At 40.7% G+C, this 26,142-nt stretch carries 24 protein-coding genes; 8 read left to right on the plus strand and 16 right to left on the minus strand.

The features are described from left to right. Positions 1-14: 14 nt before the first annotated feature. The 4 genes from PIECOFPK_RS03955 to PIECOFPK_RS03970 all read right to left on the minus strand — a co-directional run bounded on the left by PIECOFPK_RS03955 (position 15) and on the right by PIECOFPK_RS03970 (position 2,456). Positions 15-824: a hypothetical protein gene (locus PIECOFPK_RS03955; RefSeq protein ID WP_409966560.1), complete on the minus strand. Its 810-nt coding sequence runs from the start codon at positions 822-824 to the stop codon at positions 15-17. Between the two features lie 57 nt (positions 825-881). Next, the gene (locus PIECOFPK_RS03960; RefSeq protein ID WP_330973109.1) at positions 882-1,424 is read right to left on the minus strand and encodes a heavy-metal-associated domain-containing protein; all 543 of its coding nucleotides are present in this window, start codon (positions 1,422-1,424) and stop codon (positions 882-884) included. Positions 1,425-1,519: 95 nt separating this feature from the next. Continuing rightward, complete coding sequence (locus tag PIECOFPK_RS03965) at positions 1,520-1,948, minus strand: heavy-metal-associated domain-containing protein (RefSeq protein WP_409966561.1); 429 nt, start codon at positions 1,946-1,948, stop codon at positions 1,520-1,522. A 118-nt stretch (positions 1,949-2,066) separates the two neighbouring features. Beyond that, positions 2,067-2,456, minus strand: a complete 390-nt coding sequence (locus PIECOFPK_RS03970) for an HYC_CC_PP family protein (protein ID WP_330973111.1) — start codon at positions 2,454-2,456, stop codon at positions 2,067-2,069. Between the two features lie 82 nt (positions 2,457-2,538). Here PIECOFPK_RS03970 and PIECOFPK_RS03975 point away from each other — a divergent pair, with 82 nt between their 5' ends. Further along, positions 2,539-4,050 (plus strand): phytoene desaturase family protein, encoded by a 1,512-nt coding sequence (locus PIECOFPK_RS03975; protein WP_409966562.1) that lies wholly within the window; start codon positions 2,539-2,541, stop codon positions 4,048-4,050. Beyond that, complete coding sequence (locus tag PIECOFPK_RS03980; protein ID WP_409966563.1) at positions 4,043-5,707, plus strand: C45 family autoproteolytic acyltransferase/hydolase; 1,665 nt, start codon at positions 4,043-4,045, stop codon at positions 5,705-5,707. The genes PIECOFPK_RS03975 and PIECOFPK_RS03980 overlap by 8 nt, the downstream gene beginning before the upstream one ends. A gap of 6 nt (positions 5,708-5,713) precedes the next feature. On the opposite strand, the gene PIECOFPK_RS03985 is transcribed toward PIECOFPK_RS03980, so the two are convergent. From PIECOFPK_RS03985 to PIECOFPK_RS04000, 4 genes are read right to left on the minus strand one after another with little or no spacing between them, the layout of a single operon-like run. Next, complete coding sequence (locus tag PIECOFPK_RS03985) at positions 5,714-6,418, minus strand: response regulator transcription factor (protein ID WP_330973114.1); 705 nt, start codon at positions 6,416-6,418, stop codon at positions 5,714-5,716. Between the two features lie 30 nt (positions 6,419-6,448). After that, positions 6,449-7,441, minus strand: coding sequence for a sensor histidine kinase (locus PIECOFPK_RS03990; protein ID WP_409966564.1), 993 nt, complete (start codon positions 7,439-7,441; stop codon positions 6,449-6,451). A 6-nt stretch (positions 7,442-7,447) separates the two neighbouring features. Further along, entirely contained in the window at positions 7,448-7,921 is a 474-nt protein-coding gene (locus PIECOFPK_RS03995) for a gliding motility lipoprotein GldH (RefSeq protein WP_409966565.1), read from the minus strand. Between the two features lie 41 nt (positions 7,922-7,962). After that, positions 7,963-8,838: a YicC/YloC family endoribonuclease gene (locus PIECOFPK_RS04000; RefSeq protein WP_330973117.1), complete on the minus strand. Its 876-nt coding sequence runs from the start codon at positions 8,836-8,838 to the stop codon at positions 7,963-7,965. 636 nt (positions 8,839-9,474) lie between these two features. On the opposite strand from PIECOFPK_RS04000, the gene PIECOFPK_RS04005 reads away from it, so the two are divergent. Together PIECOFPK_RS04005 and PIECOFPK_RS04010 are read left to right on the plus strand one after the other, a co-directional pair. Next, positions 9,475-10,443 (plus strand): UDP-3-O-(3-hydroxymyristoyl)glucosamine N-acyltransferase, encoded by a 969-nt coding sequence (locus PIECOFPK_RS04005; protein WP_409966566.1) that lies wholly within the window; start codon positions 9,475-9,477, stop codon positions 10,441-10,443. A gap of 23 nt (positions 10,444-10,466) precedes the next feature. Beyond that, complete coding sequence (locus PIECOFPK_RS04010) at positions 10,467-11,372, plus strand: DUF72 domain-containing protein (RefSeq protein WP_409966567.1); 906 nt, start codon at positions 10,467-10,469, stop codon at positions 11,370-11,372. Here the strand turns inward: PIECOFPK_RS04010 and PIECOFPK_RS04015 are convergent. After that, complete coding sequence (locus PIECOFPK_RS04015) at positions 11,369-12,064, minus strand: YjjG family noncanonical pyrimidine nucleotidase (RefSeq protein ID WP_330973120.1); 696 nt, start codon at positions 12,062-12,064, stop codon at positions 11,369-11,371. The genes PIECOFPK_RS04010 and PIECOFPK_RS04015 overlap by 4 nt on opposite strands. An 86-nt stretch (positions 12,065-12,150) precedes the next feature. Between PIECOFPK_RS04015 and PIECOFPK_RS04020 the strand changes: the two genes are divergently transcribed. Then, positions 12,151-12,852 carry an SDR family NAD(P)-dependent oxidoreductase gene (locus tag PIECOFPK_RS04020; RefSeq protein ID WP_330973121.1) on the plus strand — a complete coding sequence of 234 codons (702 nt, stop codon included), beginning with the start codon at positions 12,151-12,153 and terminating at the stop codon, positions 12,850-12,852. A gap of 15 nt (positions 12,853-12,867) precedes the next feature. After that, positions 12,868-14,250 carry a hypothetical protein gene (locus PIECOFPK_RS04025; protein WP_330973122.1) on the plus strand — a complete coding sequence of 461 codons (1,383 nt, stop codon included), beginning with the start codon at positions 12,868-12,870 and terminating at the stop codon, positions 14,248-14,250. A gap of 22 nt (positions 14,251-14,272) precedes the next feature. Here PIECOFPK_RS04025 and PIECOFPK_RS04030 read toward each other — a convergent pair whose 3' ends face one another. The 5 genes from PIECOFPK_RS04030 to carB form a co-directional block, all read right to left on the minus strand. Next, positions 14,273-15,472: a DUF1501 domain-containing protein gene (locus PIECOFPK_RS04030; protein WP_330973123.1), complete on the minus strand. Its 1,200-nt coding sequence runs from the start codon at positions 15,470-15,472 to the stop codon at positions 14,273-14,275. A 31-nt stretch (positions 15,473-15,503) separates the two neighbouring features. Then, positions 15,504-16,958: a DUF1800 family protein gene (locus tag PIECOFPK_RS04035; RefSeq protein ID WP_409966568.1), complete on the minus strand. Its 1,455-nt coding sequence runs from the start codon at positions 16,956-16,958 to the stop codon at positions 15,504-15,506. Positions 16,959-17,083: 125 nt separating this feature from the next. After that, entirely contained in the window at positions 17,084-17,392 is a 309-nt protein-coding gene (locus PIECOFPK_RS04040; protein WP_330973125.1) for a hypothetical protein, read from the minus strand. An 11-nt stretch (positions 17,393-17,403) separates the two neighbouring features. After that, positions 17,404-18,678, minus strand: coding sequence for a serine--tRNA ligase (gene serS, locus PIECOFPK_RS04045; RefSeq protein ID WP_330973126.1), 1,275 nt, complete (start codon positions 18,676-18,678; stop codon positions 17,404-17,406). A gap of 147 nt (positions 18,679-18,825) precedes the next feature. Beyond that, positions 18,826-21,678: a carbamoyl-phosphate synthase large subunit gene (gene carB / locus PIECOFPK_RS04050; protein WP_409966569.1), complete on the minus strand. Its 2,853-nt coding sequence runs from the start codon at positions 21,676-21,678 to the stop codon at positions 18,826-18,828. Between the two features lie 275 nt (positions 21,679-21,953). Between carB and PIECOFPK_RS04055 the strand changes: the two genes are divergently transcribed. Then, positions 21,954-23,942 (plus strand): peptidoglycan DD-metalloendopeptidase family protein, encoded by a 1,989-nt coding sequence (locus PIECOFPK_RS04055; protein WP_330973128.1) that lies wholly within the window; start codon positions 21,954-21,956, stop codon positions 23,940-23,942. Between the two features lie 17 nt (positions 23,943-23,959). Next, positions 23,960-24,427, plus strand: coding sequence for a thioredoxin-dependent thiol peroxidase (bcp, locus tag PIECOFPK_RS04060; protein ID WP_330973129.1), 468 nt, complete (start codon positions 23,960-23,962; stop codon positions 24,425-24,427). Positions 24,428-24,520: 93 nt separating this feature from the next. Here the strand turns inward: bcp and PIECOFPK_RS04065 are convergent, their stop codons facing one another. Next, on the minus strand, positions 24,521-25,513 hold the full coding sequence (locus tag PIECOFPK_RS04065) for an aspartate-semialdehyde dehydrogenase (protein WP_330973130.1): 993 nt from the start codon (positions 25,511-25,513) through the stop codon (positions 24,521-24,523). A 291-nt stretch (positions 25,514-25,804) separates the two neighbouring features. Beyond that, complete coding sequence (locus tag PIECOFPK_RS04070; protein WP_330973131.1) at positions 25,805-26,107, minus strand: hypothetical protein; 303 nt, start codon at positions 26,105-26,107, stop codon at positions 25,805-25,807. Positions 26,108-26,142: the final 35 nt, after the last annotated feature.

Here is a 26,142-nt window from a genome sequence, read left to right on the forward strand (position 1 = left end):
GAGGCTTTTTTTATTTACAAGGCTTCAAAAAAAGTTTTTTCTAGACTTATAAGAAAACTATTGCGTGCCATACGTGTCATATCTCCTCCCAATTGAAAGCGGTATCCCAAATTAAGCTTGGTATTGCTATTAAAAATCAGCTGTGCTGCAGGAGCCAGATCGATATAATATCTTTTTTTGTCGAGCGTTTGCTGTGCTAATAATTCGGCATATAGATTGAGATTGGTTTGCTGGTAGCTTTCATATTTGAGGGGCAACAGTAGGTAGCCTGCCGATAAAGCGTAGTTCATAGCCTGATAGGGTCGCTCGTAATCGACACCTTTTTCAAACCGGGATTTATCCAATACTTGAGTATGGCTTACTGTACCACTGATAGCCAATTTGTGGATTAACTGTGTAGCTACAAGTCCGGCTTCCGCACCGCTTTTATCGCCCATCAACGCAATTTCTTCGTAACGGTAGGGAGACCTGCTGATAGACCCGTCAGCAAATATAGCCATGCGGAAATGCTTGTGCGCCTCATCTTTTGATAGGAAACGATATTTTCCATATAAGGAGAAAGACTCGTAGCGAAAATAAGAGGTATTCATATCCGCAAAAGTGGCCGCAGCTTTCAACATTATGTTTTTAGAAAGCCCTAGGTATATGGCCGGCGTGTAACGCTGAGCTATGTTATTGTCCATTTTTTCGGCATAAGTGGCCGTGAGTTTGGCACTAAGTGCTTTGGCGGGGATATTGGATGCTGGTTCGGTATATATGTATAGCTCCTGAGCAAATGCAATCATTCCTTGCATTGCTAAAGCTAGCAGAAATATGTATTTCACGAGGTAATAATTAAAAAGGTTTCACACTACGAAAGCAGTGCGAAACCGGGTTAAACATTATATAGTGACATGATAAATGCGTGAGCCTGTAACAACATCAGGGCAACAGTGCGAAGCCTTACCGGTTTGTACACACGCTTTGTTGCTATAGGATTTTACAACCTTATAGAATTTATCGGAGACAAAGTTTTTATCAACGATGGTAATGGTTTTTTCTCCGTGTAGAACTTGATCCTTAATATTTAAAAAGTGGTAGTTGGCATTTCCTATTCTGATATGCTGATCATTTTGCACTTTCAGATTTTGAAAGTTCCCGGTAAGCTTTAAACTACCAATAGAAAAGCCCGCATTTTCTACGGCCGTTTTCAAAGCATCTACATTTACCTCGCTGCCTGATTTAAAACGGATATTGAAAGCGGTATTTTTAATGTCTGACTGAACAGACTCCACAAACGGTAGTTTTCCCAGTGCTTTATTAATGGCATTGCTACAGAGGGCGCAGGTAAGCCCGGTAGCTTGTAATGTCGCTTTTGAAAATTGTGCTTGTATATTAGAGCCGAAGCATAGAACGGAGATTATTAAAATAATAAAACGATTCATTGTTGTAATGATTTAAATAATGAGATAGAAGATAAATGCATATCCCGAAGGATACACATTTATCTGAATATATCTAACAAAACGGAGGACGCTACTTAATTTTTTGCGGCGGATTTTTTGTCTTTACAACAGTCTGCCTTACCGTCTTTGCAACAGGCCTCGCCTTTTTCGCAGCAATCGGCATCTGCGTTGGCTGCTTTTCTTTCGTATTTGCAGCAAGCATGCAGTTTATCATAAGCGGCATCAGAAGCTGTGGCTCCGGCATTATCGTAGCCCGCAAGAGCTATTTTTTGCTGAATTTTTTCAACTGAAGTTTTATTATTGAAATGTACGGTAAGCTTTTTGGCATCCATATCCCAGTTGGCATAGGAAGCTCCTGCAGATTTAGCAGCTTTTTCGATTGTCTTTTTGCACATGCTACAATTGCCTGAAACATCAAAAGTGGCAGTCTTATTTTGTGCAAATCCTACAAAAGAAATCAAGGAGCATATAATAGAAAGGGTAAATAATCTAAATGTTTTCATGTTATAAGTGATTTAGAATGTTTTTTGGAAAGAAATTCACGGAAATAATAATTATCAGGCTGAAAAGAGCTTCTACTTAAGCATGTAGCTTAAGCGCATCTAATTGCCGTAAAACATTCTATATTCGGAAAACATTATTTTTCAGATAAACTTCGTTATCCGGTAAGGGTGGGGAAATGTCAATATATTCTGGCTTATAGAAGCCGTTGAATAAAGAAGTGAGTAGAAAATCAGTAGTTAATATCGGCAACTTTTGTAGGGGAGGTAATTCCAGTACTACAAAAGAAGTTTTATTATGGTCGGTTTCCAGCTTAATGAAAGCTTCTTGGTCATTACAGCAGGCGTGCTGTTCTTTTTCCATACCACATTTGCCACATTTTTTATCAGATCTAGAGACAAAAAGTGAAACGGAGGCTAGTCTGTCCATACAATAATGCGAGATAGCCACCACTCCGGTGGTCATCATAACATAGCATACGAGTAATATGGACAAAATCGCCTTTTTCATTACATGGCAAAATTAGAAATAATTAATAATTCGTTTTTGTTAAAAAGCAATCAATTTTCTTGAAATTTGTTAAGTGGTGATTTTGAATAAAAAATATAATGTAATTGTTGTAGGAAGTGGTATCGGAGGGCTCTTGTGCGCCGCCTTACTTGCTCGTAAAGGCATGAAGGTGTGTGTGGTAGAAAAAAATAAGCAACTGGGGGGAAATCTGCAAACCTTTGCACGCGACAAGCAGTTGTTTGATACGGGCGTACATTATATTGGCGGGCTGGAAAAAGGACAGAATCTTTATCAGATTTTCAAATATGTGGGGCTCATGGAGGAGCTGAAGCTCGAGCGGATGGATGAATGTTTTGATAAAATTCTTATTGGAAACGATCCCACCGTTTACTGCCAGTCGCAGGGATATGATGCTTTTGTGAATACTCTTGCCGCATCTTTTCCCCAGGAACGGGATAATATCATTGCATACTGCAATAAGGTGAAAGAGGTTTGTGCTTCTTTTCCCTTATATAATCTGAGGCTAAGGGGGGAGGAAGCGCATGAATATAAAGGCAATAATGAAAGCGCCCAGGAGGTTATAGCGTCTTTTACAACTAATAAAAAACTGCAAGCAGTACTGGCAGGAAATAATATTTTATATGCTGGAGATGGTAATACCACTCCTTTCCACATGCATGCACTTATCGCTAATAGCTATATTGAAAGTAGTTGGAAATGTGTAGGGGGTGGCTCGCAAATTGCGAAAATACTGGGTAGGATTATTAGAAACCATGGTGGGGATATTCTTCGAAATAGTGAAGTAACGGCTATGGTAGAAGAAGCTGGAGTTATTACCCATATTGAACTGGAAAACGGCGATTGCCTATATGGGGATTATTTTATTTCTAATATTCATCCGGCTGTAACATTGAAAATTACCCGCTCCCGTCTTATAGGAGAGGTATACAAAAAACGTATAACGGAGTTATCTGGGGGCATATCTTCTTTTTCGTTGCATATGGTACTGAAGGAAGGTACTGTCCCTTATGAAAAATGCAATTATTACTACCACAAAGAAGGTGAATTGTGGAACATAAATAATTATATGCTCCCAAATTGGCCACTAGGTTACGGTTTATATTTCGCGGAAGATAAAAATCGTAAAGGATATGCCGCAACGGTTTCGGTTTTAACGCCTATGCGGTACGAGGAGGTAAGCCCCTGGGTACATACCTATAATCGGGTAGGAAAAGAGGGATTTCGCGGGGCGAATTACGAAGCGTTTAAAAAGCAAAAAGCAACAGCATTAATGAATTTGGTGGGTGATCGATTTCCGCATATTGTGCAGAATATAAAAAGCTATTATACTTCCACCCCGCTCACGAATCGTGATTATATTGGGGATCCTACAGGAAGTATGTACGGTATTTTAAAGGATTATCATGACCCCCTCAAAACAATGATAAGTCCGCGGACGAAAATTCCTAATCTTTTTTTAACGGGCCAAAACATAAATTTGCACGGTATATTGGGTACATCATTAAGTGCCACACTTACTTGCATAATGTTATTGAAGGATTCTTCAATTATAGATAATATTAGAAATGCATAAAGGCAATAAAATTTTACGAAGTTTTTTATGGGTGATAGGTATTATTGCCTTCATCTTGGCGCTGTTTATCATTTACCTATTACGTGTGTCCAAAGTCAGGCCGCCGGTAGTAGAAGGAAATTATTCTGAACTAAAATTGCAACGGGCGCAATTGGATTCTGGATTTTATGTTATTAGAAATAACTGGTTTCGGAAAAATAAAGCGGGTCTGTATGAGATGTATATTGAAGGACAACCCTTTGAAAGGGGCGTCATAAATGGCAAATTAAGTGAAGAGTTGGTAAAGGAGCAGGAATCGTATTTTACTGCTCAAATTCATAAAATGATTCCTTCCCCGTTGTACCTGCGTTTTCTGCGGTACTTTATCGGCTGGTTTAATAAGGAACTGCCTCAATATGTGGATTCGGAGTATCAGCAGGAGATTTATGGGGTGTCGTTTTCCGCATCGGATGAATTCCGGTATATCGGGTCCAATTATCAGCGTATTTTAAATTATCATTCAGCACATGATATAGGGCATGCACTTCAAAATATGAAGCTGGTGGGATGTACCTCCTTTGGTACCTGGGGAAGCGCATCAGAAGACAGCACGCTTATTATCGGCCGTAATTTTGACTTTTGGGTGGGTGATGATTTTGCAAAAAATAAGATCATTGCTTTTGTTAACCCATCTGAGGGATACAAGTTTGCGAGTATTACTTGGGCTGGGTTTGTGGGGGTAGTATCCGGTATGAATGAAAAAGGACTTACAGTAACCATCAATGCCGCCAAGAGTAAAATTCCATCTGGAGCTGCGACTCCTGTGAGTCTGGTCGCCCGAGAAATTATTCAGTATGCCAAAAATATTTCAGAGGCAGTAGCTATAGCCCGAAGCCGGAAAATGTTTGTAAGCGAATCGTTTTTAGTAGGGTCGGCAGCGGATAATAAGGCGGTGATTATTGAAAAAACTCCCGATTCCATAGCGGTATATGACCCCAATCAAAATGAAATTTTCTGTACCAATCATTTCCAGAGTAATGAATTCCGAAATAGCGAGCTCAATGTAAAGCAGATTGAGAATAGTGCATCTGCCTACCGCTATCAAAGACTCACACAGCTAGTACGCCAGAACGGAAAAAATTCGGTGCAGAAAACCGTAAATGTTCTTAGAGATTATAAAGGATTGGATGATGCGGACATTGGTTTGGGCAATGAAAAAGCCATTAATCAGTTTATCGCACATCATGCGGTAGTTTTTCAACCGCAAGAGCTTAAAATGTGGGTGTCTACCTCACCTTGGCAGCTGGGTGAATTTGTGTGTTACGACTTGAAAAAAGTTTTTGCTCAACAAGGTCTGAAAGAAAACAGGGAGATTTGTGATACAGCCCTCACTATTCCTGCAGACAGTTTTATCACCACAGAGACCTTTAGACGCTACGCATCTATTCGAAATAAAGAGTCTAAATTACTTGAGGAGGGAAGCCTTGCTCCCGATAGTATTATCGCCATTAACCCCAACTTCTATAATAGTTATATAATAGTGGGGGATTACTGGTTTAAGAGAAAAGAATACGCTAAAGCCCTTCCTTATTACCAACAGGCGTTGCAAAAAGAAATTGCTACTGTGGAGGAAAGAAAGCGCATCGAGGAGCTGATTGCTGAATGTCAGCAACCATAACAAAGTTTATTCGGTGTATTTATATCCAACACCTCTTACTGAGTGAAAATAGCGTGGATTGCGGCTGTCTTTTTCGAAGTATTTCCTGAAATTGAGAATGAAATTATCAATAGTACGGGTGGTGGGATATACGTTATACCCCCACACATACTGTAGAATCTTTTCCCGGGGAACCACTTCGTTTTTATTTTCAATAAGCAGCTTTAAAAGCATGGTTTCTTTCTTGCTTAGCTGGACCTTACCGGCATATTTCGTAGTGGCTTCCTGAGCTTTAAAATCGATAATATTCCCTCCAAAAGAGTATGTATTGCCGAGAGTGCTCTTCTCTTGCAGTTTTTGATTTTTTTCAATCAGTTTTTTTATGCGAAGTAGTAATTCTTCTAGATTAAAGGGTTTGGTGATATAATCATCGGCGCCTTTTTTCAATCCCAGCACCTTATCGGCGCTGGTATTTTTGGCACTGAGCATTAAAATTGGCACTTCGTTGTTGTTCAAACGGATGGTTTCGGCTACCGCAATGCCATCCATTTCGGGCAGCATTACATCTAGTATGATGAGGTCGAAATATTCGTTTTTTACAGCTTGAAGTGCTTCGTTGCCATCATAAGCAGAGGTGACCTGGTAGCCTTCCAGCTCCAGATTCAGTTTTAAAGCCTCATGAAGGTTTTCCTCGTCTTCTACCAAAAGAATATTTGATGGTCTTTCTTCCATTCTGCTCTAGATTTGTCAAAGGGCTGAAATTCAGCTATTGAATTTGACTGCAAAAATACTTCCCTTTGGATTGTTATTTGTCATTAAAATGTCTGCATTGTGATCTTTAGCAATTTTCTCACACAGGTATAACCCCAGACCCGTTCCTTGTTTTTTACGGGTGGCTTCATTACCCACACGGTAAAACTTTAAAAAAATCTTGCTCCGCTCTTCTTCTGCAATACCGATGCCTTCGTCCATTACCCGCATAACCACCGCATCATTTTCCTTGCGCAGTGTGACGGTGACGGGGTCCTTTCTTTCTGAGTATTTTAACGCGTTTTCTATTAAATTGTTTATCAATATTTGCAATAGCAGGGGATCTCCCAAAACATCAATTCCGTCTGATATATCGCTGTGAATAATTCTATCGGGGAAACGTTGAGAAAATTCCGACACCCGGTCCTTTAAGAGCGAGGAAAAGTCGATCTCCTCTTTATTTAATTTATAATTTTTGTTCTCCAATTGGGAGGATACCAAAATATTGTTGGTTAAAAAATCCAGGCGTTTGGTTTCCTCCAGCGACATCTGTATTAGTTTCCGCTGTTTCTGCTCATCCAGTTGATGCTTGAGTAAGGTTTCCAGATTCAGTTTTGCAATGGCAATGGGGGTTTTTAATTCGTGAGTAACCGCCATTACGAAGTTTTCTTGCTGCTCTTGTAAAAGAATTTGTTGTTTAATAGAGCGAAATACATAGGCGGCACCTAAGAGGATCAGTCCTAAAAATACGACACCCTCACCTGCGTATTTAATGGTATTGCGATGATGCCCTTCGCGGATACGTGCCAGCTCAGCATCATACAAACTGGGTTGCTGCTCTCTAGATACGGTTGTTTCTAGATGGTATAACTGAAGGGAGTACATTTGGCGGTTTTGCAGCTCCAAAGCCACAAACCACCATACCAAAGCGGCTACTACATAGATTAGCAGTAGCCAAAAAAGGCGTGTAGCTCTTTTTAACCGGGTTTTGAGATCCTTTTTCATACAAGTTTAACGAGGGGGTGTATTGTCGATCCGTTCCAGTGCAATGCCAGCATTTAAAATATAGGGTAGGGTGGAATCTCGCATCTGATGCTCCAGTACGAAGCGGTGTATACCGGGCGTTAGATGAACCGGTTGTAACACCTTGATTCGCTGATAATACAAATCGTCCATTACATCACCTGCCCAATTTCCAGAACTATCGGTTAAAGGAATGGTGAGGTCGTAGGATGAAAGTATGTGTTTGGCCGAATTCTGAATTTCCAGTTTGGCCAGCAATTTATTGTAGGGGAATTGATATGTATGCCGCATCACAAAGTATAGCTGATAGTCGGCACTATCCGGTATATCATACCGCACTACAGCCCGGATATTTTTAGGCCATTCGTGTAAAGGAAAGTCTGCCAACTTTTCGTCTACAACAACTTCTTTGCACGAAATAATGGTTACTGCAAGTGAAAGAAATAATAAAATGTAACGCACTTTTCTTATTTATTGCAAAGTTATGCCAAGTTGTGGAGTTGCTACAATACATTCAACACCTGTTCTTTGGCTTTTTCTAGTTCGTCTTTCATCATTACAACAATTTTCTGAATGGCAGCATCGTAAGCTTTGGAACCGGTAGTATTGATTTCTCTGCCTATTTCCTGCAAAACAAAGGAGAGCTTTTTCCCTTTGATGTCGGTATTTTCTGCAAGTATTTCCATGAAATAGTTGCAATGATTCTGGAGGCGAACCATTTCTTCGGTAATATCGATTTTTTCGATATAATAAATCAATTCCTGTTCCAAGCGATTTTCATCATAGTTATCCTTTCCCACCTTTTCTTCCAAGAGTTTTACAATACCATCTCGAATATTTTCTTGGCGCTGGGCATCAAGAGGAGTGATTTCGGTTTGCAAGGAAAGAATATTCTCAATTCGTTTACGTAATTCCTGTTCTAGAATACTGCCTTCATTTTCCCGGTGCTTATTCAAATCTGCAACTGCCTCTTTTATGAGTCCTTGTAACTCTTGCCACTCATCATCGGAAAGCGTTTCACTACTGGGGGTAATTACTTCGGGCAACTTAATAATCGCATTTAGAATGTTGGATGTGTCCATACCCAACTCTTTCGATAATCCCTCCAAGGTATGATAATAAGCTCTTGCTAAATCTGTGTTGATAACCACAGGTGTGGCATCTCCTGTTTCTTTCAGGCTTATGGTACAATCCACACTTCCTCTATTCAATCCTTCTGCCAGAGTCTTTCTGATGTCGAACTCAAACGGTTTTACGAGTGCCGGTAAACGTAATGATAAATCAAATTGTTTGCCATTTAAAGACTTGATATCGATCAGAAATGTTTTTCTTCCAATAGCTCTTTCTGCACGGCCAAAGCCTGTCATTGATTTCAGCATAACTATGTTTTAATGTAAAGATAACGTTTGCATATGGCTTGTACACAAATTTAATGAGTGGAGTAAGTTTCAATCGTTGGCTTATAGTTGAAAAAAAATCCCTTCAAAGGAAGAAGGGATATTTATATTGATGGGTTAGTAAGTACGGGAAACAAATTTCCCAACACAATATTAAATATTATTTTAACGATATAAAAATAATTTGACAAAAATTTTATTAACAAATAATAAGAGTGATTGTGGATATCATCCCGCTTCTATACGGCACAATCATGTATGATGAGTAAGAACGTTTTTATTGCATGTATATTAAGTTTCTGAAACATGCATGAATAAAGCGTTTCAGAAGATAGGTTAGTGACCGTTTATAAATTGTTTAGATGAATAAGCTAGTATAGTATCCATACTACTAGTATCATATCGTCGGGATTTTTTTATTGAAAAAAAAACAATGTATTACTGCATCCGTGCGTTGTTTTATGGTAAATGTAGTTTTCTATTATTTGTTTAGTGAGGTGATACTACGCTATTCATTAGAATGTTGAGGATATATTGCTGCAAATGAAAATAAGTGGATACTGTTAAGTACTATACTCGTGATGCAAAATTTTCTGTACGTTTGATAAAACGTTTTTTATGAAATTCGAACAACCTGTAGCGTTAAAAGAAATTGCCCGCCTTATAAATGCAAGATTAGTTGGTAATACCGAAGCCTATGCTACCGGTATTAATGAAATTCATATGGTGGAAGAAGGGGATCTGGTATTTGTCGATCATCCAAAGTATTATGAAACTTGTATAAAGTCTGCAGCTAGTTTTATCATCATCAATAAGGAAACCGACTTTCCCGAGGGGAAAGCCTTACTGGTTACCGATGAACCATTTGAGGCCTATTTGAAAATAGTAGAACAGTACCGTCCATTTAAGCCTTCTATGGATCTTGTTGCAGCGTCGGCAGTTGTTGGGGAGGGATCTGTAGTGATGCCTAATGTGTATCTGGGAAATAATGTAGTAATAGGAAAAAACTGTGTTATTTATCCCAATGTTACCATATTAGACCATTGTGTTATCGGTGATCATGTAATTATTCAGAGTGGTACGGTAATTGGCGGTGATGCGTTTTATTATAACAAGAAAACCAATCGAGAAATCCATTATAAAAAAATGACCAGCTGCGGACGTGTGGTTATTAAAGATTTTGTAGAGATTGGCGCCGGCTGTACGATTGATCGAGGGGTTACAGGTGATACCGTGATCGGAGAGGGCACTAAAATAGATAATCAGGTACATATAGGACATGATACCGTTGTGGGAAGAAACTGCCTGTTTGCCGCACAGGTAGGTATAGCAGGTGCTGTGGTCATAGAAGATGAGGTCATTTTGTGGGGACAGGTAGGTATTAGCAAAACGCTTACTATCGGAAAAGGCGCAGTAATCAATGCACAAAGTGGGGTTCCTTCTTCTCTAGATGGGGGTAAAATATATTTTGGTACACCGGCACTCGAAGCGCGCACTAAAGTAAAAGAGCTTGCCTGGATAAAACGCATTCCCGAAATGTGGGATAAACTGAAAGCATTGTCTTCCGGTACGGTAAATGAAAAATAACCTACAAGCTAAAGTTAGCCACTATGAAGTTTGGACAGGTGCCACACCCACAAAGTATTGACTTTTCTATTCCTAAAGATCCTCCAGCTACCACAACCATACTACAACGTGCGAAGGGTAAGCGCTTTGAGGTATATGTGGGTTGTGCCAAATGGAATAAAACCGATTTGAAAGGATTTTATCCTCGAGGAGTAAAGGATGAGTTAGCTTATTATGCCCAGCATTTTAATAGTATAGAGCTGAATGCCACTTTTTATAACATGCCTTCAGTGGAACAGGTAATTAAATGGAAAGAAAAAACACCTGGAGGTTTTAAGTTCTTCCCTAAAATTACCAATAGTATTAGCCACTATAAAAGATTACTGGATGGAAGAAAGCTTACGGAAACCTACTGTAATGCGGTGGCAAATTTTGAGAAAAAGCTAGGCATGATTTTTTTGCAACTACATGATAACTTTTCTCCTAAGGAATACGAAAAACTAGAGATCTTTATTAAGGAATTTCCGAAAGGAATGCCGCTGGCAGTAGAGGTGCGCAATGAAAGTTGGTTTAGAGACGCTGCCGTGTGGGAACAGTTTTGTACGCTGCTAGAGAAACATAAAGTGACAAATATTATTGTAGATACGGCGGGTCGCAGAGATATGATGCATATGCGATTAACTACTCCTGTAGCATTTGTTCGCTATGTGGGCTGTAACGACGATACTATCGATCGAAAGCGGCTGGATGATTGGATATTGCGCTTGAAGAAATGGCATAGGGAAGGACTGAAACAACTATACTTTTTCGTTCACCAGAACGTGGAGGTTTCGTCTCCACTTTTATCCGCATATTTTATTGAAAAATTGAATAAAGCCCTAAAACTGGAGCTGAAGGTACCACATATGCCAGAAGCTGGCACAGCCGACAAACAAGCAAAGCTTTTCTAAAAAATCTCTTTGAGTTCCTTCAGGCATTTTACTGTATAGGTAGGTGTAAAGTCAGGCTGTTTTCCAATATGATTGATGAATACCTGGTCCATACCTACATTACTGGCACCCATGATATCGGCCACGAGGTCATCACCCAGCATTATGCTCTCTTTAATGTGCGCTTTTGTGGTAGACAATGCAAAATCAAAAATTTCTTTATTGGGTTTAAGACTGTTACTAGCCTCAGAAGTGATTACTTTGTCAAAATAATGATGTATGTTGGAGTTGACAATTTTTTGATGCTGTACCTCTTCAAAACCATTAGTGATTAAGTGTAGCTGATAATTTTTATTTTTCAAATATTCTAGTACTTCCACCGTATGAGGAAACAATGCCTTACGTGTGGGTAACATTTCCAAAAAGCGCTTACTCATCGTCTCAGCCAGCGCTTCGTCTCCGATTTTGAAATCCAACAATGTGAGCCGCATTCTTTTGATGCGCAATTCGGCCTGTTTTATGAAGCCATTACGATATCTTTCCCATAACTTCATGTTATGGTGGAGGTAATTTTGATAAAATTTTTCAAAATCATCCACTCCTTTTCGTTGAAGATCAAGCGTTTCATAAAGCTCTTGCAGCGTAAGCTTGGCGTTCGTGTCAAAATCCCACAACGTATGATCCAAATCGAAAAACAAATGCTTATACTTCATATGCCGTAAAAGTAAAAATTCTAATTCTGAAATTCGGTAATTTGTACGGTACATTTATTGCATAAAAAGAAAAAGAGTCGTGTAATATGAAGAATGTTGTAATTACCGGTGCTTCTCGCGGTATAGGTTATGCTATCGCAGATATTTTTGCCCGGAACGGATATAATCTATATCTGACATCAGTCAATGAAATGAATTTGTACAAGGCACTGGAGCGCCTACTTACTAAATACGATAATATCGAAGCCCACGCCAAGGCTTTTGATTTATCCGATAAGAAACAAGCTGTGGATTTCGGCAAATGGGTGCTGGATCAAGCGGTTCCTGAGGTGTTGATCAATAATACCGGTGTATACGAACCGGGCACCGTATGTGATGAACCCGATGGCACACTCGAAAGATTAATGGCGACCAATTTATATTCCGCGTATCATGTAACCCGTACGCTGGTTCCTGCCATGAAGTTGCAGGGGAGGGGACATATCTTTAATATTTGTTCGATTGCGTCTTTACAGGCATATTCCAACGGTGGTGCATACAGCATCAGCAAATACGCATTACACGGCTTTAGCAAGAACCTGCGTGAAGAATTAAAATCTTATAATATTAAGGTAACCTCGGTGTTCCCTGGTGCCGTACTTACGGATTCGTGGGGAGACTTTGATAATAGGGATCACAGAATAATGGCAGCCTCGGATGTTGCCAGCATGATATTTACTGCTGCTCAGCTTTCCATTGGGGCTTGTGTAGAAGATATTGTTTTAAGACCGCAGCTGGGCGACCTTTAAGCTGCATCATCATTTATGAAGTATTGCGCTTACATAATACTATTACTGCTGCCTATTTTTTCGGTTTACGGTCAAAATGACGACTATGTTCCTTTGGATGAAAGGATCAAAAGCAATCTTTTCATAAAGGTAGAAGCCAGTAATACCGATTGTTTTGTTGGCGAGCCTATCATTGTTACTTATAAGCTGTATAGTGCACTCAACTCAGAGTCATCTGTCATAAAGAACCCTTCTTTTAAGGGTTTTGAAGTGAAAGACCTCAAAACAGATGCAGACGCTGTTCCATCTAGAGAAGCCGTAGATCGAATTCCATTTGATGTACACACCGTGCTAAAGGTGCAGTTGATACCACAGCGATCGGGAAAGTTGGTTCTAGATGAGTTGGTGATGCATAATAATGTCAAATTGATAGATGCTAATGGTCGCAAAGATCCTTTACTGAGTGGTGTAAAGGAGTCTTATTCATTAAGCAATGGCTATTATAGCCTTAATATAGCTTCAGTCCCGCTAACAATATTAGCGACCGGAGTGCCTAGTTCAGCTTCTCCTAACGCATCCGAAATTGTAGGCAATTTTAGGATGGACGTACAGCTCTCAAAAAAGATGTTAGTGCCGCAAGAAGAAGCTGCGCTAATCATCACCCTAACCGGAGAAGGGCATTTTGATAAAATCAAAATGCCGGAAGTTAAATGGCCAGAAGATGTACAAGCTTTTCCACCTAAGATTGATAAATCGAATGTGGATGGTAGCGGATATATAACCTATACGATTCCGTTTAAGACCTTAAAGCCCGGTAGGTATATAATCCCTTCTATTAAGTTTTCTTACTACGATATAGTGGATTACCGGCATAAAACTATCACCAACATTCCAATTGCCTTTATGGTAACTGAAGAAAATGGCCAAGCGGTGCATGAGGTTATTGCTACTGATGCTAGTGAACAAGTTAAAGGATGGCTTGTTGGAGGGGTACTGTTGATTTTATTGCTCATTGTTGTCTTGTTCATCAGATATAATCAACATAAAAAACGAATAGTCTCGCTTAATAGTTCGCAGAAATATTCATCAAGAGAGCATATTGTTCTAGAGCAATTATCAGTGGATGATTTCTTAAAACCGGCTTTTGACAGGCTGAATAATGGAGGGATTGATTTCTATATAACACTAAAGCAGTGCATTATTCGATACTTTGAGAAGCGCTTCGGATTGCCTGTAGCGTTGTTTACGAAGGATGCTCTCCGAGACATAATGCAAAAAGAAAAGATTGCCGATGCTCGCCAAACTGCAATCCTTCACCTGCTTACCGAGTTGGATATTCATATCTATAGCATAGCAGGTGCCGAAACAGATAGGCATACCTTGCTTCAGAAAGCACGCGAGCTGCTTTTACACTTATGACGGATAACGATCTTGTGCCGAATTAAATAAAGTCAAGCATGTCGTAATGGGCTCCAAGAATTTTATCGGCATCGGCATTTAACCATCTTCTAAGAATTGTTGCGTATACGCTTTTGAAGTCAATTTTAAATTTTAAATCGCCTTCATTCAGATCGGTGAGATCGGGTAGGTCGTTGAGAATGCCTTTTTGTTTCAGCCCACCACTTATTAAAAACATATTGTTAGCAGTACCATGATCAGTACCATTGCTGGCGTTTTGAGCAACTCTTCTTCCAAATTCCGAAAAAGTAAATAATAGTACATCTTCAAAACGATTATTTTTCTTGAGGTCGGCAGTAAAAGCTTTTATGGCATCGCTCATTTGTGTGAAAAGCCTTGTTTGCTGCGCATCCTGCCCCACATGTGTATCAAAGCTCCCCAGAGAGATATAATACACTTTAGTATTGATATCGGAATAAATAAGTGAGGCTATCGTCTTGAAGCCATTGCCTAGTTCGGTTTTAGGATAAGAAGCATTAGTAGGGTGTAACCTGCTTTGTTTGAATATGTAATCAGCCGATGATAACGTTTGTGCCATGGTTTTATACAAATATTCTACCGGCTCTTCATCATGATGGTCTTTATGATTTTTCAGGACTTCTCTAAAGAACTTTTCATTGGCTGTACCGTATAGTCTTTTGGGATCTTTAACTGCAATAGCATTGGCCTGACTCCCCTTTAGTGCTAAGCTCAATACATCATCTACTTCAAGCGCATAAGTAGGTTTATCGCAACCACTGCATTGGGCATCCAGATAACGACCAATCCATCCTGTATTCCAGTATTGATCGCTTTGACTTGCAGAATGCCAGATATCCATGCTTCTGAAATGAGAGCGATCAGGATTAGGATACCCTACATTATTGAGTATAGCCATATGGCCTTCATCGTACAGCTCTTTTAGTGCTGTAAGTGCTGGATGCAGGCTAGCTTCATCGGTAAGCTTGAGAGTTTTCTCCCGTTTAACACCCAGAGTAGGGCGTAGCTTATAATAGATGTCGTTCCGCACGGGAATAATTGTGTTCAATCCATCGTTACCCCCGCTTAACTGCAGCACTACAACTACCTTGTTGCCCGGAGGAACGAGTGCTGGAGATTCAAATGCTTTTAAAAATTTGGGTAGCATCATGGATGCTGTGGCCAGCGAGCCTATTTGTAGAAATTCTTTGCGCTTGATTAACATAGTTCTATTTTTTAAGGGCTATCGTTATTCCTTAACACATCTGATATTCGGGAGTACTCATCAGCTGAATGGTCGCTGTTTTTATGAAAGCCTCCCTTGAGGATGTATCAATATTTTTGGCTACTACGTTTTTAACTTTTGAAGCATCAGTCTGAAACAAATTAGAGGCAATCGTATCCAGTAGCATCTCTCTTTTAATCTTGTTATATTGAGCCGTGTATTTTGCCCAGTTGATCTTTGCGTTGATGGCTCCGTAAGGTTTTCTTACTGGGGTGGGTACGGCTGCCGTGCCGTCAGCCTTTCTACCCATCATGATGTCATCATCCTGTTTGGGCGATACATTCAGCTCGTCTTTATCATAAAACATTTGAGGTATACGTAAGCGCATCATCAGAGTGCTACTATCAATCCACGATTTTCCTCCGGGCCATCCAGCCACATTGGGTGGATATAGCAATTGCTGACCCAGTATCCGCTGTAGATTTAGCAAGGCATTATCATTATCCAGCTGCATGGGTATCATGCGTTGAATGCCTGCAAGTAATTCTATCGGTGATTTGATCTTTGTGCCGATATTTTGCGGGTTATAGAACCAATCACTTGTAAAAATTGTTTCCATCAATGCTGCGATATTATAACCGGTGTTGTAGAACTGTTCGGCAAGTTGGTTAACGATATTTTCATCCACATTATCGTTTACAAAGAATGTGTATATTTTGCGGGTTATAAACCTGGCAGTTTGTTTGTGGTTAAGCAAAATGTCTAAAATATCATCACCTGTATAATTACCGGTTTGTCCTAAAACCGTCTTTTTGCCCATATCATGCAAGCTCTTTTTAAAGGCAAAGGCTCCCTGGCGGTCTGCAGTCCATCCAGTGAACGCACGGGCGGCTTCTTTTACGTCTTTTTCGGTATAATGTCCGCGTCCTAGTGTAAATAACTCCATTAGCTCACGTGCAAAATTCTCGTTGGGTCTTCCTTTACGATTTTGTTGATTATTCAGAAAGTAAAGCATGGCAGCGGACTTCGAAACTTCTTTCAGCAAGGTGCCGAAGTCGCTTAAGCTGTATTGGCGAAAAACGTGCAGTAATAACTGATTGTAGAAAACATTGTTGTTTCTACAGGCAAGATGACAATGCCAGAAAAAGGCCATTTTTTCTCGCAGCTGTGCTTGTGTGGTCACCATCTCCTTAAACCAGCGAAGATTCAGCTGTCGTATGGCTGCCAGTTGCATTCTGTTTACGTCACGCCGCTGCATTTCGCTATACTCTTTTCTTTTTTCGGGGTCCTGCAAGTCTTCATAAGCTTTAATTAGGGCATCGTCGGCTACACTAATGAATGCAGGTTCTTTTTCGGAGGCTTTAACAAGGGTTTTGTAGTATTTCTGGGGGGTAAGCCGGGTCAAATCGCCTAATTGCTCTGTTGTTGGACCAAAGCTTGCTCGCCAGAGTAAGTGCAGATTTTTCAGTTTATTGGAGGTATTCATGCAAGCAATTTTTGCCTATGACGAAATTTAGTAGTTTAAGTTTAATAACAGCGACAATAATTATACAAAAAAATAGTCCGGAGAGGGAATTTCCGGACTTATGAATCATATCTAATTTAAAATATTTACTTTTTAGCATTGGCTTTAACAAATGCTATCAAATCGGCTGTTTCCTGTTCGGATAACTTTGCACGCTTTGCCATTCCTAAAATTACTTTTTCTTGCTCTTCGAAAGTATGCTTTGGCACATACCCGGATTTGTCCTTATGGCACTTCGTACATTTTTCGGACTTGATTATGGTCGCTCCGGCTTTAGCAGATCCTTTAATAGCTTCTGCAGCAGCCTGTGGTGCGGCAGAACTCTTAGATGACTTAGGAGAACAGGCAATCAACACAGATGTGATGACTGTCAATGTAACGACAATTTTTCTCATATGGAACAAGTTTACTTTGTTATAGATGGTTTTCCAAAGTATGAATGTAAAACTTTAGGAAGAACTATTTCATTTTCTCTCTGATTATTTTCGAGCAAACAGGCCACGATTCGAGGTAAAGCCAATGCACTGCCGTTTAAGGAATGCACGAGCTGAGTCTTATTGTTCTCGTCCTTAAAACGAATTTTCATCCGATTGGTTTGATAGCTTTCGAAGTTAGAAGTAGAGCTTACTTCCAGCCAGCGGTCCTGTGCTGCACTATACACTTCAAAATCATAAGTGAGCGCTGAGGTAAAGCTCATGTCGCCTCCGCAAAGTTTTACGATGCGATAGGGCAGTTCCAGGGAGCTCAATAGCTTTTCTACATGAGCTACCATTTCTTCTAGGGCTTCATAGCTTTTCTCCGGATGTACCAGCTGTACAATTTCTACTTTTTCGAATTGATGTACCCGATTCAGGCCACGCACATCTTTACCGAAGCTACCGGCTTCTCTTCTGAAACAAGGAGAATAAGCCGTCATTTTAACAGGTAATTGTTCTGGTTTCAGAATGACATCTCTGTATATATTGGTAACCGGAACCTCGGCAGTAGGTATTAGATAGAAGTTGTCCAATTGCATATGATACATCTGTCCTTCCTTGTCTGGTAGCTGGCCTGTACCATAAGCAGAAGCTTCGTTTACCATAAAAGGAGGCAGGTATTCAGTATAGCCTGCTTCGGTATTAAAGTCTAAAAAATACTGTACTAATGCACGTTGCAATTTGGCACCCGCTCCCTTATATAAAGGAAAGCCGCTACCGGTAAGTTTGGCGCCGGTTTCGAAGTCTACAATATCGTATTCCTTAATCAGGTCCCAATGAGGTTTAGCCCCGGCAGGTAGAACCGGCTTGGAACCTCCTTCGCGTACTACTACGTTATCCGCAGCACTATCGCCTTTGGGAACAAGTGAAGAAGGTAAATTGGGCAATTGAACCAATACCTCATGTAAGGCTGCTTCGGTTTGGGCCAATTGTTCATTTATGGGTTGTATTTTGGCTTTAAGAGTTCCTACTTCCTGTTTTTTGGCTTCTGCGGCTTCTTTTTCACCCTTTGCCATTAACATTCCTATTTCCTTTGAAGCACTGTTGATGGAAGCCTGAGTAGTATCAAACTCTAATTGTAACTTCTTACGTTGGTCATCTAACTCAAGTACTTTATCAACCAGATCCAGGTTTTTAAAGTTTTTAACTGCAAGACGATCTTTTGCCTCCTGCACATTTTGCCTGATCACATTTACTTGTAACATGCTGAACGAATTTTTCGCAAAAATAAAACCATTGCCACAGTATGACAGTTTTTTTTCGGAAAGAGGCTTGATATGGCTAATATTTCCTCGAAATAAAAAAGTGCGGTTTTCAATACCGCACTTTTCATTTTTATATTAAGAAGCCGATTATTTATTGCTTAGGAACATGCTTCTATTCTTATACAGTTGTCTGAAATAAGGATCTTTTAGGTCTTTTATGAAGCGGATAGCTTCACCCGTACTTTTCATTTCTGGGCCCAGCTCCTTGTTCACACCCGGGAATTTGTTAAAGCTAAATACGGGCTCTTTTATGGCATAACCTTCCAATTTCTTTTCGAATTTGAAATCGGTCAGTTTTTTTACGCCAAGCATCACCTTAGTGGCAATATTCAAATAAGGAATTTGGTATGCCTTGGCGATGAACGGTGTAGTACGTGAAGCACGCGGATTGGCTTCTATCACATACACTTTTCCGTCTTTAATAGCAAACTGAATGTTGATAAGCCCTTTAATATTGAGTGCTCTTGCGATTTTCTCGGCGTAATGCTCCATAGTAGTTACTTCCATGGGCGATAGGTTAAATGCTGGCAACATGGCGTGGCTGTCTCCACTATGAATACCGGCCGGCTCAATATGTTCCATTACACCCATTACGTGAAAGTTTTCGCCGTCGAAAATAGCATCCACTTCTGCCTCCTGACAACGATCCAGGAAGTGGTCGATCAAAATCTTATTACCGGGGATATGTTTCAGCAGGCTTACCACAGCTTTTTCCAGCTCTTCGTCGTTAATCACAATTCGCATTCTCTGTCCGCCCAATACGTAAGAAGGACGTACTAGCACCGGATAGCCTACACGGTTCGCTACTTCAATAGCCTCGTCTACATTAGTGGCCGTACCATAGTCGGGATAAGGAATCTCCAGTTCTTTCAGCATATCACTGAAGCGTCCGCGATCTTCGGCAATATCCATATCATCGAAAGAGGTTCCGATGATTTTTACACCCATATCCTTAATCTTCTCAGCGAGCTTCAGGGCGGTTTGTCCTCCCAGCTGAACAATTACACCTTCCGGTTTTTCATATTCAATGAGTTCTCGCACGTGCTCCCAATAAACAGGCTCGAAGTATAGTTTGTCGGCCATATCGAAGTCGGTACTTACCGTTTCGGGATTACAGTTCATCATAATGGCTTCGTAGCCGGATTCTTTAATCGCCATTAAGCCGTGAACGCAGCAGTAGTCGAACTCGATCCCTTGCCCAATGCGGTTGGGGCCGCTACCCAGTACGATGATTTTTTTCCTGTTTGAAACTTTGGATTCGTTGTGTACTAGGGTGCTTTCGCCCAGGGAGCTGCTGGGAGCATCGAAGGTACTGTAGAAATAAGGCGTTTTTGCCTCAAACTCTGCACTACAAGTATCCACCATTTTATACACGCGATGGATGCCGAGAGTTTTTCTTTTTTCGTACACCTTGTCTTCGGTAGCTCCTATCAGTACTGCAATCTGAGCATCGCTGAAGCCGTTTACTTTAGCTTCGCGGAGTATCTCGACCGTTAAGGTATCTAAAGTCAGTTCGCTGAGTTTTTTCTCTATAACACATAGCTTTTGTATTTCGGAAAGAAACCATTTGTCGATACCATTGGTAGCTTTGGAGATGGTGCTTACCGAAATGCCCGCCATCAGCGCATCTTTGATTCGGAAAATTCTATCCCATTTGGGAGTTTTGATATATTCCAACAACTCTTCGGCGTGCATCAGGCTTTTGCCATAGTACCCCAAGCCTATTGCATTATTTTCAAGGCTCTGACAGGCTTTTTGTACGGCTTCGTTAAAGCTGCGTCCGATAGCCATTACCTCACCCACGCTTTTCATCTGCAGCCCTAGTGTATCATTAGCACCTTTAAATTTATCGAAGTTCCAACGCGGAATTTTTACGATTACGTAATCCAGTGCTGGTTCGAAGTAAGCCGAAGTGGTTTTGGTAATCTGATTTTCCAGTTCGTCCAAGTTATAACCGATGGCCAGTTTGGCCGCAATTTTAGCGATAGGATAACCCGTGGCCTTGGATGCCAGCGCTGAAGAACGGCTTACGCGAGGGTTGATTTCGATAGCTATGATTTCCTCAGTAACGGGGTTCATAGCAAATTGTACGTTACAGCCGCCGGCGAAGTTGCCTAGGTCGCGCATCATTTTGATAGCGGTATTTCGCATCAGCTGCATACCTGTATCACTTAGCGTCATCGCCGGAGCTACGGTGATAGAGTCGCCGGTGTGTACCCCCATGGGGTCGAAATTTTCTACTGTACAGATGATACACACATTATCGGCATTATCGCGTAGCAGTTCTAGCTCAAATTCTTTCCATCCCAGTACAGCTTGTTCTACTAGTACTTCATGAATAGGAGATGCTTGTAAACCGCGGTTTAGGGCTTCATCGAGCTCTTCTTTACTATGTACAAACCCTCCACCGGTACCACCCAATGTAAAGGAAGGACGAATTACCAGCGGGAAGCCGATTTCTTGTGCAAATTCCTTTCCTTCGAGGAAAGAGTTTGCGGTTTTAGCTTTTGCCACCGGTACTCCCAGTTCAATCATCCACTGACGGAATTTCTCGCGGTCTTCAGCTTTATCAATCGCTTTAATGTCTACACCAATCAGGCGCACATTATATTGTTCCCACAGCCCCATATCTTCGGCTTCTTTTGCCAGGTTGAGGGCTGTTTGACCACCCATTGTAGGTAGTACCGCATCAATATCATTTTCTTTTAATATTTGTTCGATACTTTCTACGGTTAGAGGAAGCAGGTACACTTTATCAGCCATCATGGGGTCTGTCATGATGGTAGCGGGGTTGCTATTGATCAGAATAACTTTAATACCTTCTTCTCGTAAACTGCGAGCGGCTTGAGTGCCAGAGTAGTCAAATTCGCATGCTTGTCCTATAATAATGGGGCCTGAGCCAATGATTAGTACTGATTTAATGGAAGGATCTTTAGGCATTTTACTTTTTTCCCTTTTTCTAAAAAAAACAAATTGCGCAAAAATAGTGGATTGACACTAAAAGCGCGGTAGGTTTTTTAAATTATTTTAAGAGAAGGGGAGATTTTTTTGCATGGGGGGGGTAGCTGCAGAACGTTTGTTTGTTGGCTCTTGTGGAAGATATTTTTGTTCAGTTTTCATCACATAAAATATTGGCCCCATTGAATTTATTGTTAAAAACGGGGCATAGATAGATACTGTCGCGTTATCAATTTTCAATTGCCTATTTTTGGCACATGTCGAAGAAGTTTTTTTTGTTATTCGCTTATTTACTGACAGGTGTTGTAGCTTTTGGCCAATTATACCAAAAACCTAAATATCCTCAGAACTATTTTAGATGGGTAACCGGCTTAAAGCCCGACATCGTAGCAAATATGGGAGAGCTGCGTCCCAACCACTGGCATATGGGATTAGATGTGCGTACCAATCAGGTAGTAAACCAGAATGTGTATGCGGCTGCAGACGGTTATATTTCATTTGTGGGGATAGAACCGCTAAGCTGGGGAAGATGGATTATTATTGATCATCCCAATGGATTGTCTACCCTATACGGCCATCTGAACGACTTCAGAGACGATTTGGAAAAATATGTAACCGAGCATCAATATAAAACCGAATCCTGGGTAACACATTTGAAAATTCCGCCGGGACGTTTTCCGGTTAAGAAAGGTGATTTTATTGCCTTCAGCGGAACTACTGGTGGTTCGGGAGGTCCTCATGTGCACTGGGAAATTATTGACACCAAATCGGGGAAACGACTGAATCCAACACTATTTGGAACCCCTATAGTGGATAATATTCCGCCTACCATTGTAAGAATTGCGATGTACGATAGAAGCAATTCTGTCTATGACCAATCGCCTGCGATTTATCCATTATCAAAATCCAGCGGCGCTTACACAGTAGCGGGCGGCGTTATCAATACCAATTTTACTAAACTAAGTTTTGCCATTCAAGCCTATGATACCCGAAATGGAACCAACAATCAGGATGGTATCTACAGTGCCCGTCTTTTTATGGATGGTAAAGAAATATCCAGTTTTTATATTGACAGCGTGGATTATGTAGATACCCGTTACATGAATGCTCATATTGATTATAAAATGCAAAGTACGGGTGGCAGCTGGATGCAACATGTGTCCAAACTGCCTGGCGACCTAAGCGGCGTTTATTATGACATAGGCAATAATGGTATAATTGAATTGAAGGATACTGACCCTCACGATATTAAAATTGAAGTAGCCGATGCAAATGGCAATCTGTCTACTATAAGTTTTAAAATCAAAAACAATGGCGGTACGCCACCCTCAGTGAAAAATTATGAATGGCTGCCGGGCAGAACCAATACGCTAGTGAAAAGTCATTTTTCGGTAACACTGCCCATGAATGCCTTATATGATAAAATGAATCCGAACTATTCCAGTTCCACGTCTGCTGCACTCAATAGCGTATCGGCCACCCACAAAATAGGAGAAACCTATATTCCGGTACATAGCAATTTTGAAGTAAAAATTAAACCGAACAAACCTATAGCTCCGGAAAACCGCGACCGGATTGTAATTAAGAGGACAGGTAAAAATACTACGGTAAAAAAAGCGGAATGGAAGGGCGAGTGGTTGGTGGCGCAGTTCAGGGATTTCGGCACATTTGAAGCTTTTGTGGATAATGTTCCTCCGTCGATTAATTCTTTAGGTTCGGGAAGTGTGATTAATTTGAATAATGTAAAGCGTATCACGTTTACGCCTACTGATAATTACGGAATAGCTGATTTCAGGGCAGAAGTGGATGGTAAATGGATAAGATTTACCAATGATAAGGGGCGCACTTGGATTTATAATTTTGACAATCGCATCAAACCCGGTGAACATACTTTGACAGTGACCGTTACAGACATTGCCGGTAATATAACAAAACGTAGTTGGAAATTTGTTCGCGGCGTTCCGGCTCCAGCGGGAGCTACTGCTCCATCCGGTGCGAAGAGCGCTACATCGACTAAAAAAACTACTACGCCATCAAAAAGTGCTACATCTAAAACCACGGGAAGTAAAACCAGCAAGACAACTAGTAAGACTTCGGCATCTAAGACTACTTCCTCAAAAACAACGGCATCGAAAACCGGAACAACCACCAAAAAAACCACCACCACCTCGAAGTCTGCAGCGAGCAGCAAGTCTTCAGGAAAAAGTACATCTAATAACAAAACAACCACTCAAAAAAAGAAATAAAGTATAAGTAGAGTACTATGGCTACACATCTTAAGGAAGGACAGAAAGCTCCGGCTTTCTCAGGAAAAGATCAGAATGGCAATAAGATATCGTTGGCACAATATAAAGGTAAAAAACTGGCATTGTACTTTTATCCGCAAGACTTCACACCTACCTGTACGGTGCAGGCTTGCAACCTCAGGGATCATTTTTCTGTATTAAAACAACATGGTATAGAAGTGGTAGGTGTAAGCCCTGATGATGCACAGAAACATAAAAAATTTGAAGAGCGCAACAACCTACCTTTCCCGCTCATTGCAGATACAGAGCATACAATTTTAGAAAAGTATGGTGTATGGGGCGAGAAGCAGATGTTTGGTCACAAGTATATGGGAGTGCATCGCACCACTTTTCTCATCGACGAGCAAGGCCGCATCAAAAAAATTATTCTGAAACCCAAGACCAAGCAGCATGCCGAGGAGATTATCGCAGGTTTTCAGAACTAAGCCGTAGCTGCGGATAAATAAGTGTTTCCTGTTCCAAACATAAAAGCCCTTTTCAGTTAAGAAAAGGGCTTTTATTATTTTTTTATTTTTTGCTTATACGAGATTGTTAGATATAAGGTATTCCGCAATCTGTACCGCATTGGTAGCTGCTCCTTTGCGCAGGTTATCGCTCACAATCCACATGTTTAAGGTTTTGGGTTGCGTATCGTCTCTGCGAATACGTCCTACGAAAACCTCATCTTTTTCGTGTGCGTTCAGTGGCATCGGGTAGATTTGATTAGCAATATCATCTTCTACCACAACACCCGGAGCTGATTCAAGCAGACTTCTCACTTCTTGAAGGTCGAACTCGTTTTCAAACTCTACGTTTACGCTCTCACTGTGTCCTCCCATTACCGGAATGCGCACCGTAGTAGCGGTAACCTTGATGTTATCATCACGCATGATTTTTTTGGTTTCGTTAACCATTTTCATTTCTTCCTTGGTGTATCCGTTTTCGGTAAATACGTCAATCTGCGGAATAACATTCAGGTCAATGGGGTATTTATAAGCCATGGGATATTCGGTATTTTTATTTCTTTCTCCCATTAATTGCTCCACAGCTTTTGCGCCGGTACCTGTTACACTCTGATAGGTAGATACGACGATGCGTTTGATTTTATATTTCTGATGCAGCGGATTTAGTGCTACTACCATTTGTATGGTAGAGCAGTTGGGGTTCGCAATGATTTTATCATTGGTAGTTAATACATCGGCATTAATTTCGGGTACCACCAATGGTTTAGTGGGATCCATTCTCCAGGCCGATGAGTTGTCGATTACAGTGGTACCCACTGCAGCAAACTGAGGAGCCCACTCTGTAGAGGTACCGCCTCCTGCGGAAAATAAAGCAATCGTTGGCTTGGCAGCAATAGCATCCTGCATGCTTACCACTTTATATTTTTGGCCTTTGAAATTGATTTCCTTTCCTACGCTCTTTTCAGAAGCTACAGGAATCAGCTCTGTAACAGGAAAATTTCTCTCGGCAAGTACTTCTAAAATTTTGGTGCCTACAAGGCCGGTGGCACCTACTACTGCAACTTTCATTTTTTATACTGTTTTTTTAAGATACCCTGTGGGTTTTGTTATAAAAAAAGCCTTCCGATCGACGGAAGGCCTGTTCAATTTCTTTTATATACGTATACAAAAATCACAGCCTTCCGTGAAGAACGCGTTTCATCTTTGTATGCTTCTTTATGGTGATGTTGATAATCATGGGTCGCAAAAATAGAGCGATGATTTAAATCAACAAAATATTTTTTGATTTCTGCTCGGATTAGTTGCAATAAAAAACTCCCGTCTCGGTATACGGGAGTAACTATAACCATTTTATTATGCTCACTTTGCTTGCACAGAAATAATACTTGCCTCTTTACTGGCTTTAACTTTATGGGTTAAAAACCACATAATCGTGAATGTGGGAATAATATCCATTCCAGGCATTACTTCTTCAATAAAGTTGAATATACCACCGGCTATTCCTTTTACGCCACCAAAGGTTTTCGCCAGAATGATAGCTGAAATGGGTGCCCAAATAACATCGGAAAACTCTCCTACTCCGGGAATTGTGAAGGAAAGCATGCCGATGACATCCATAATGATGCAAAATAGCAGGGGTGGGGATTTTTGTGTTTGATTCATTTTTTACGATTTGTTTATTAAAGGAGTTCAAATCC

Source organism: Chitinophagaceae bacterium C216, from assembly GCA_028485475.2.
GTDB lineage: Bacteria > Bacteroidota > Bacteroidia > Chitinophagales > Chitinophagaceae > Niabella > Niabella composti.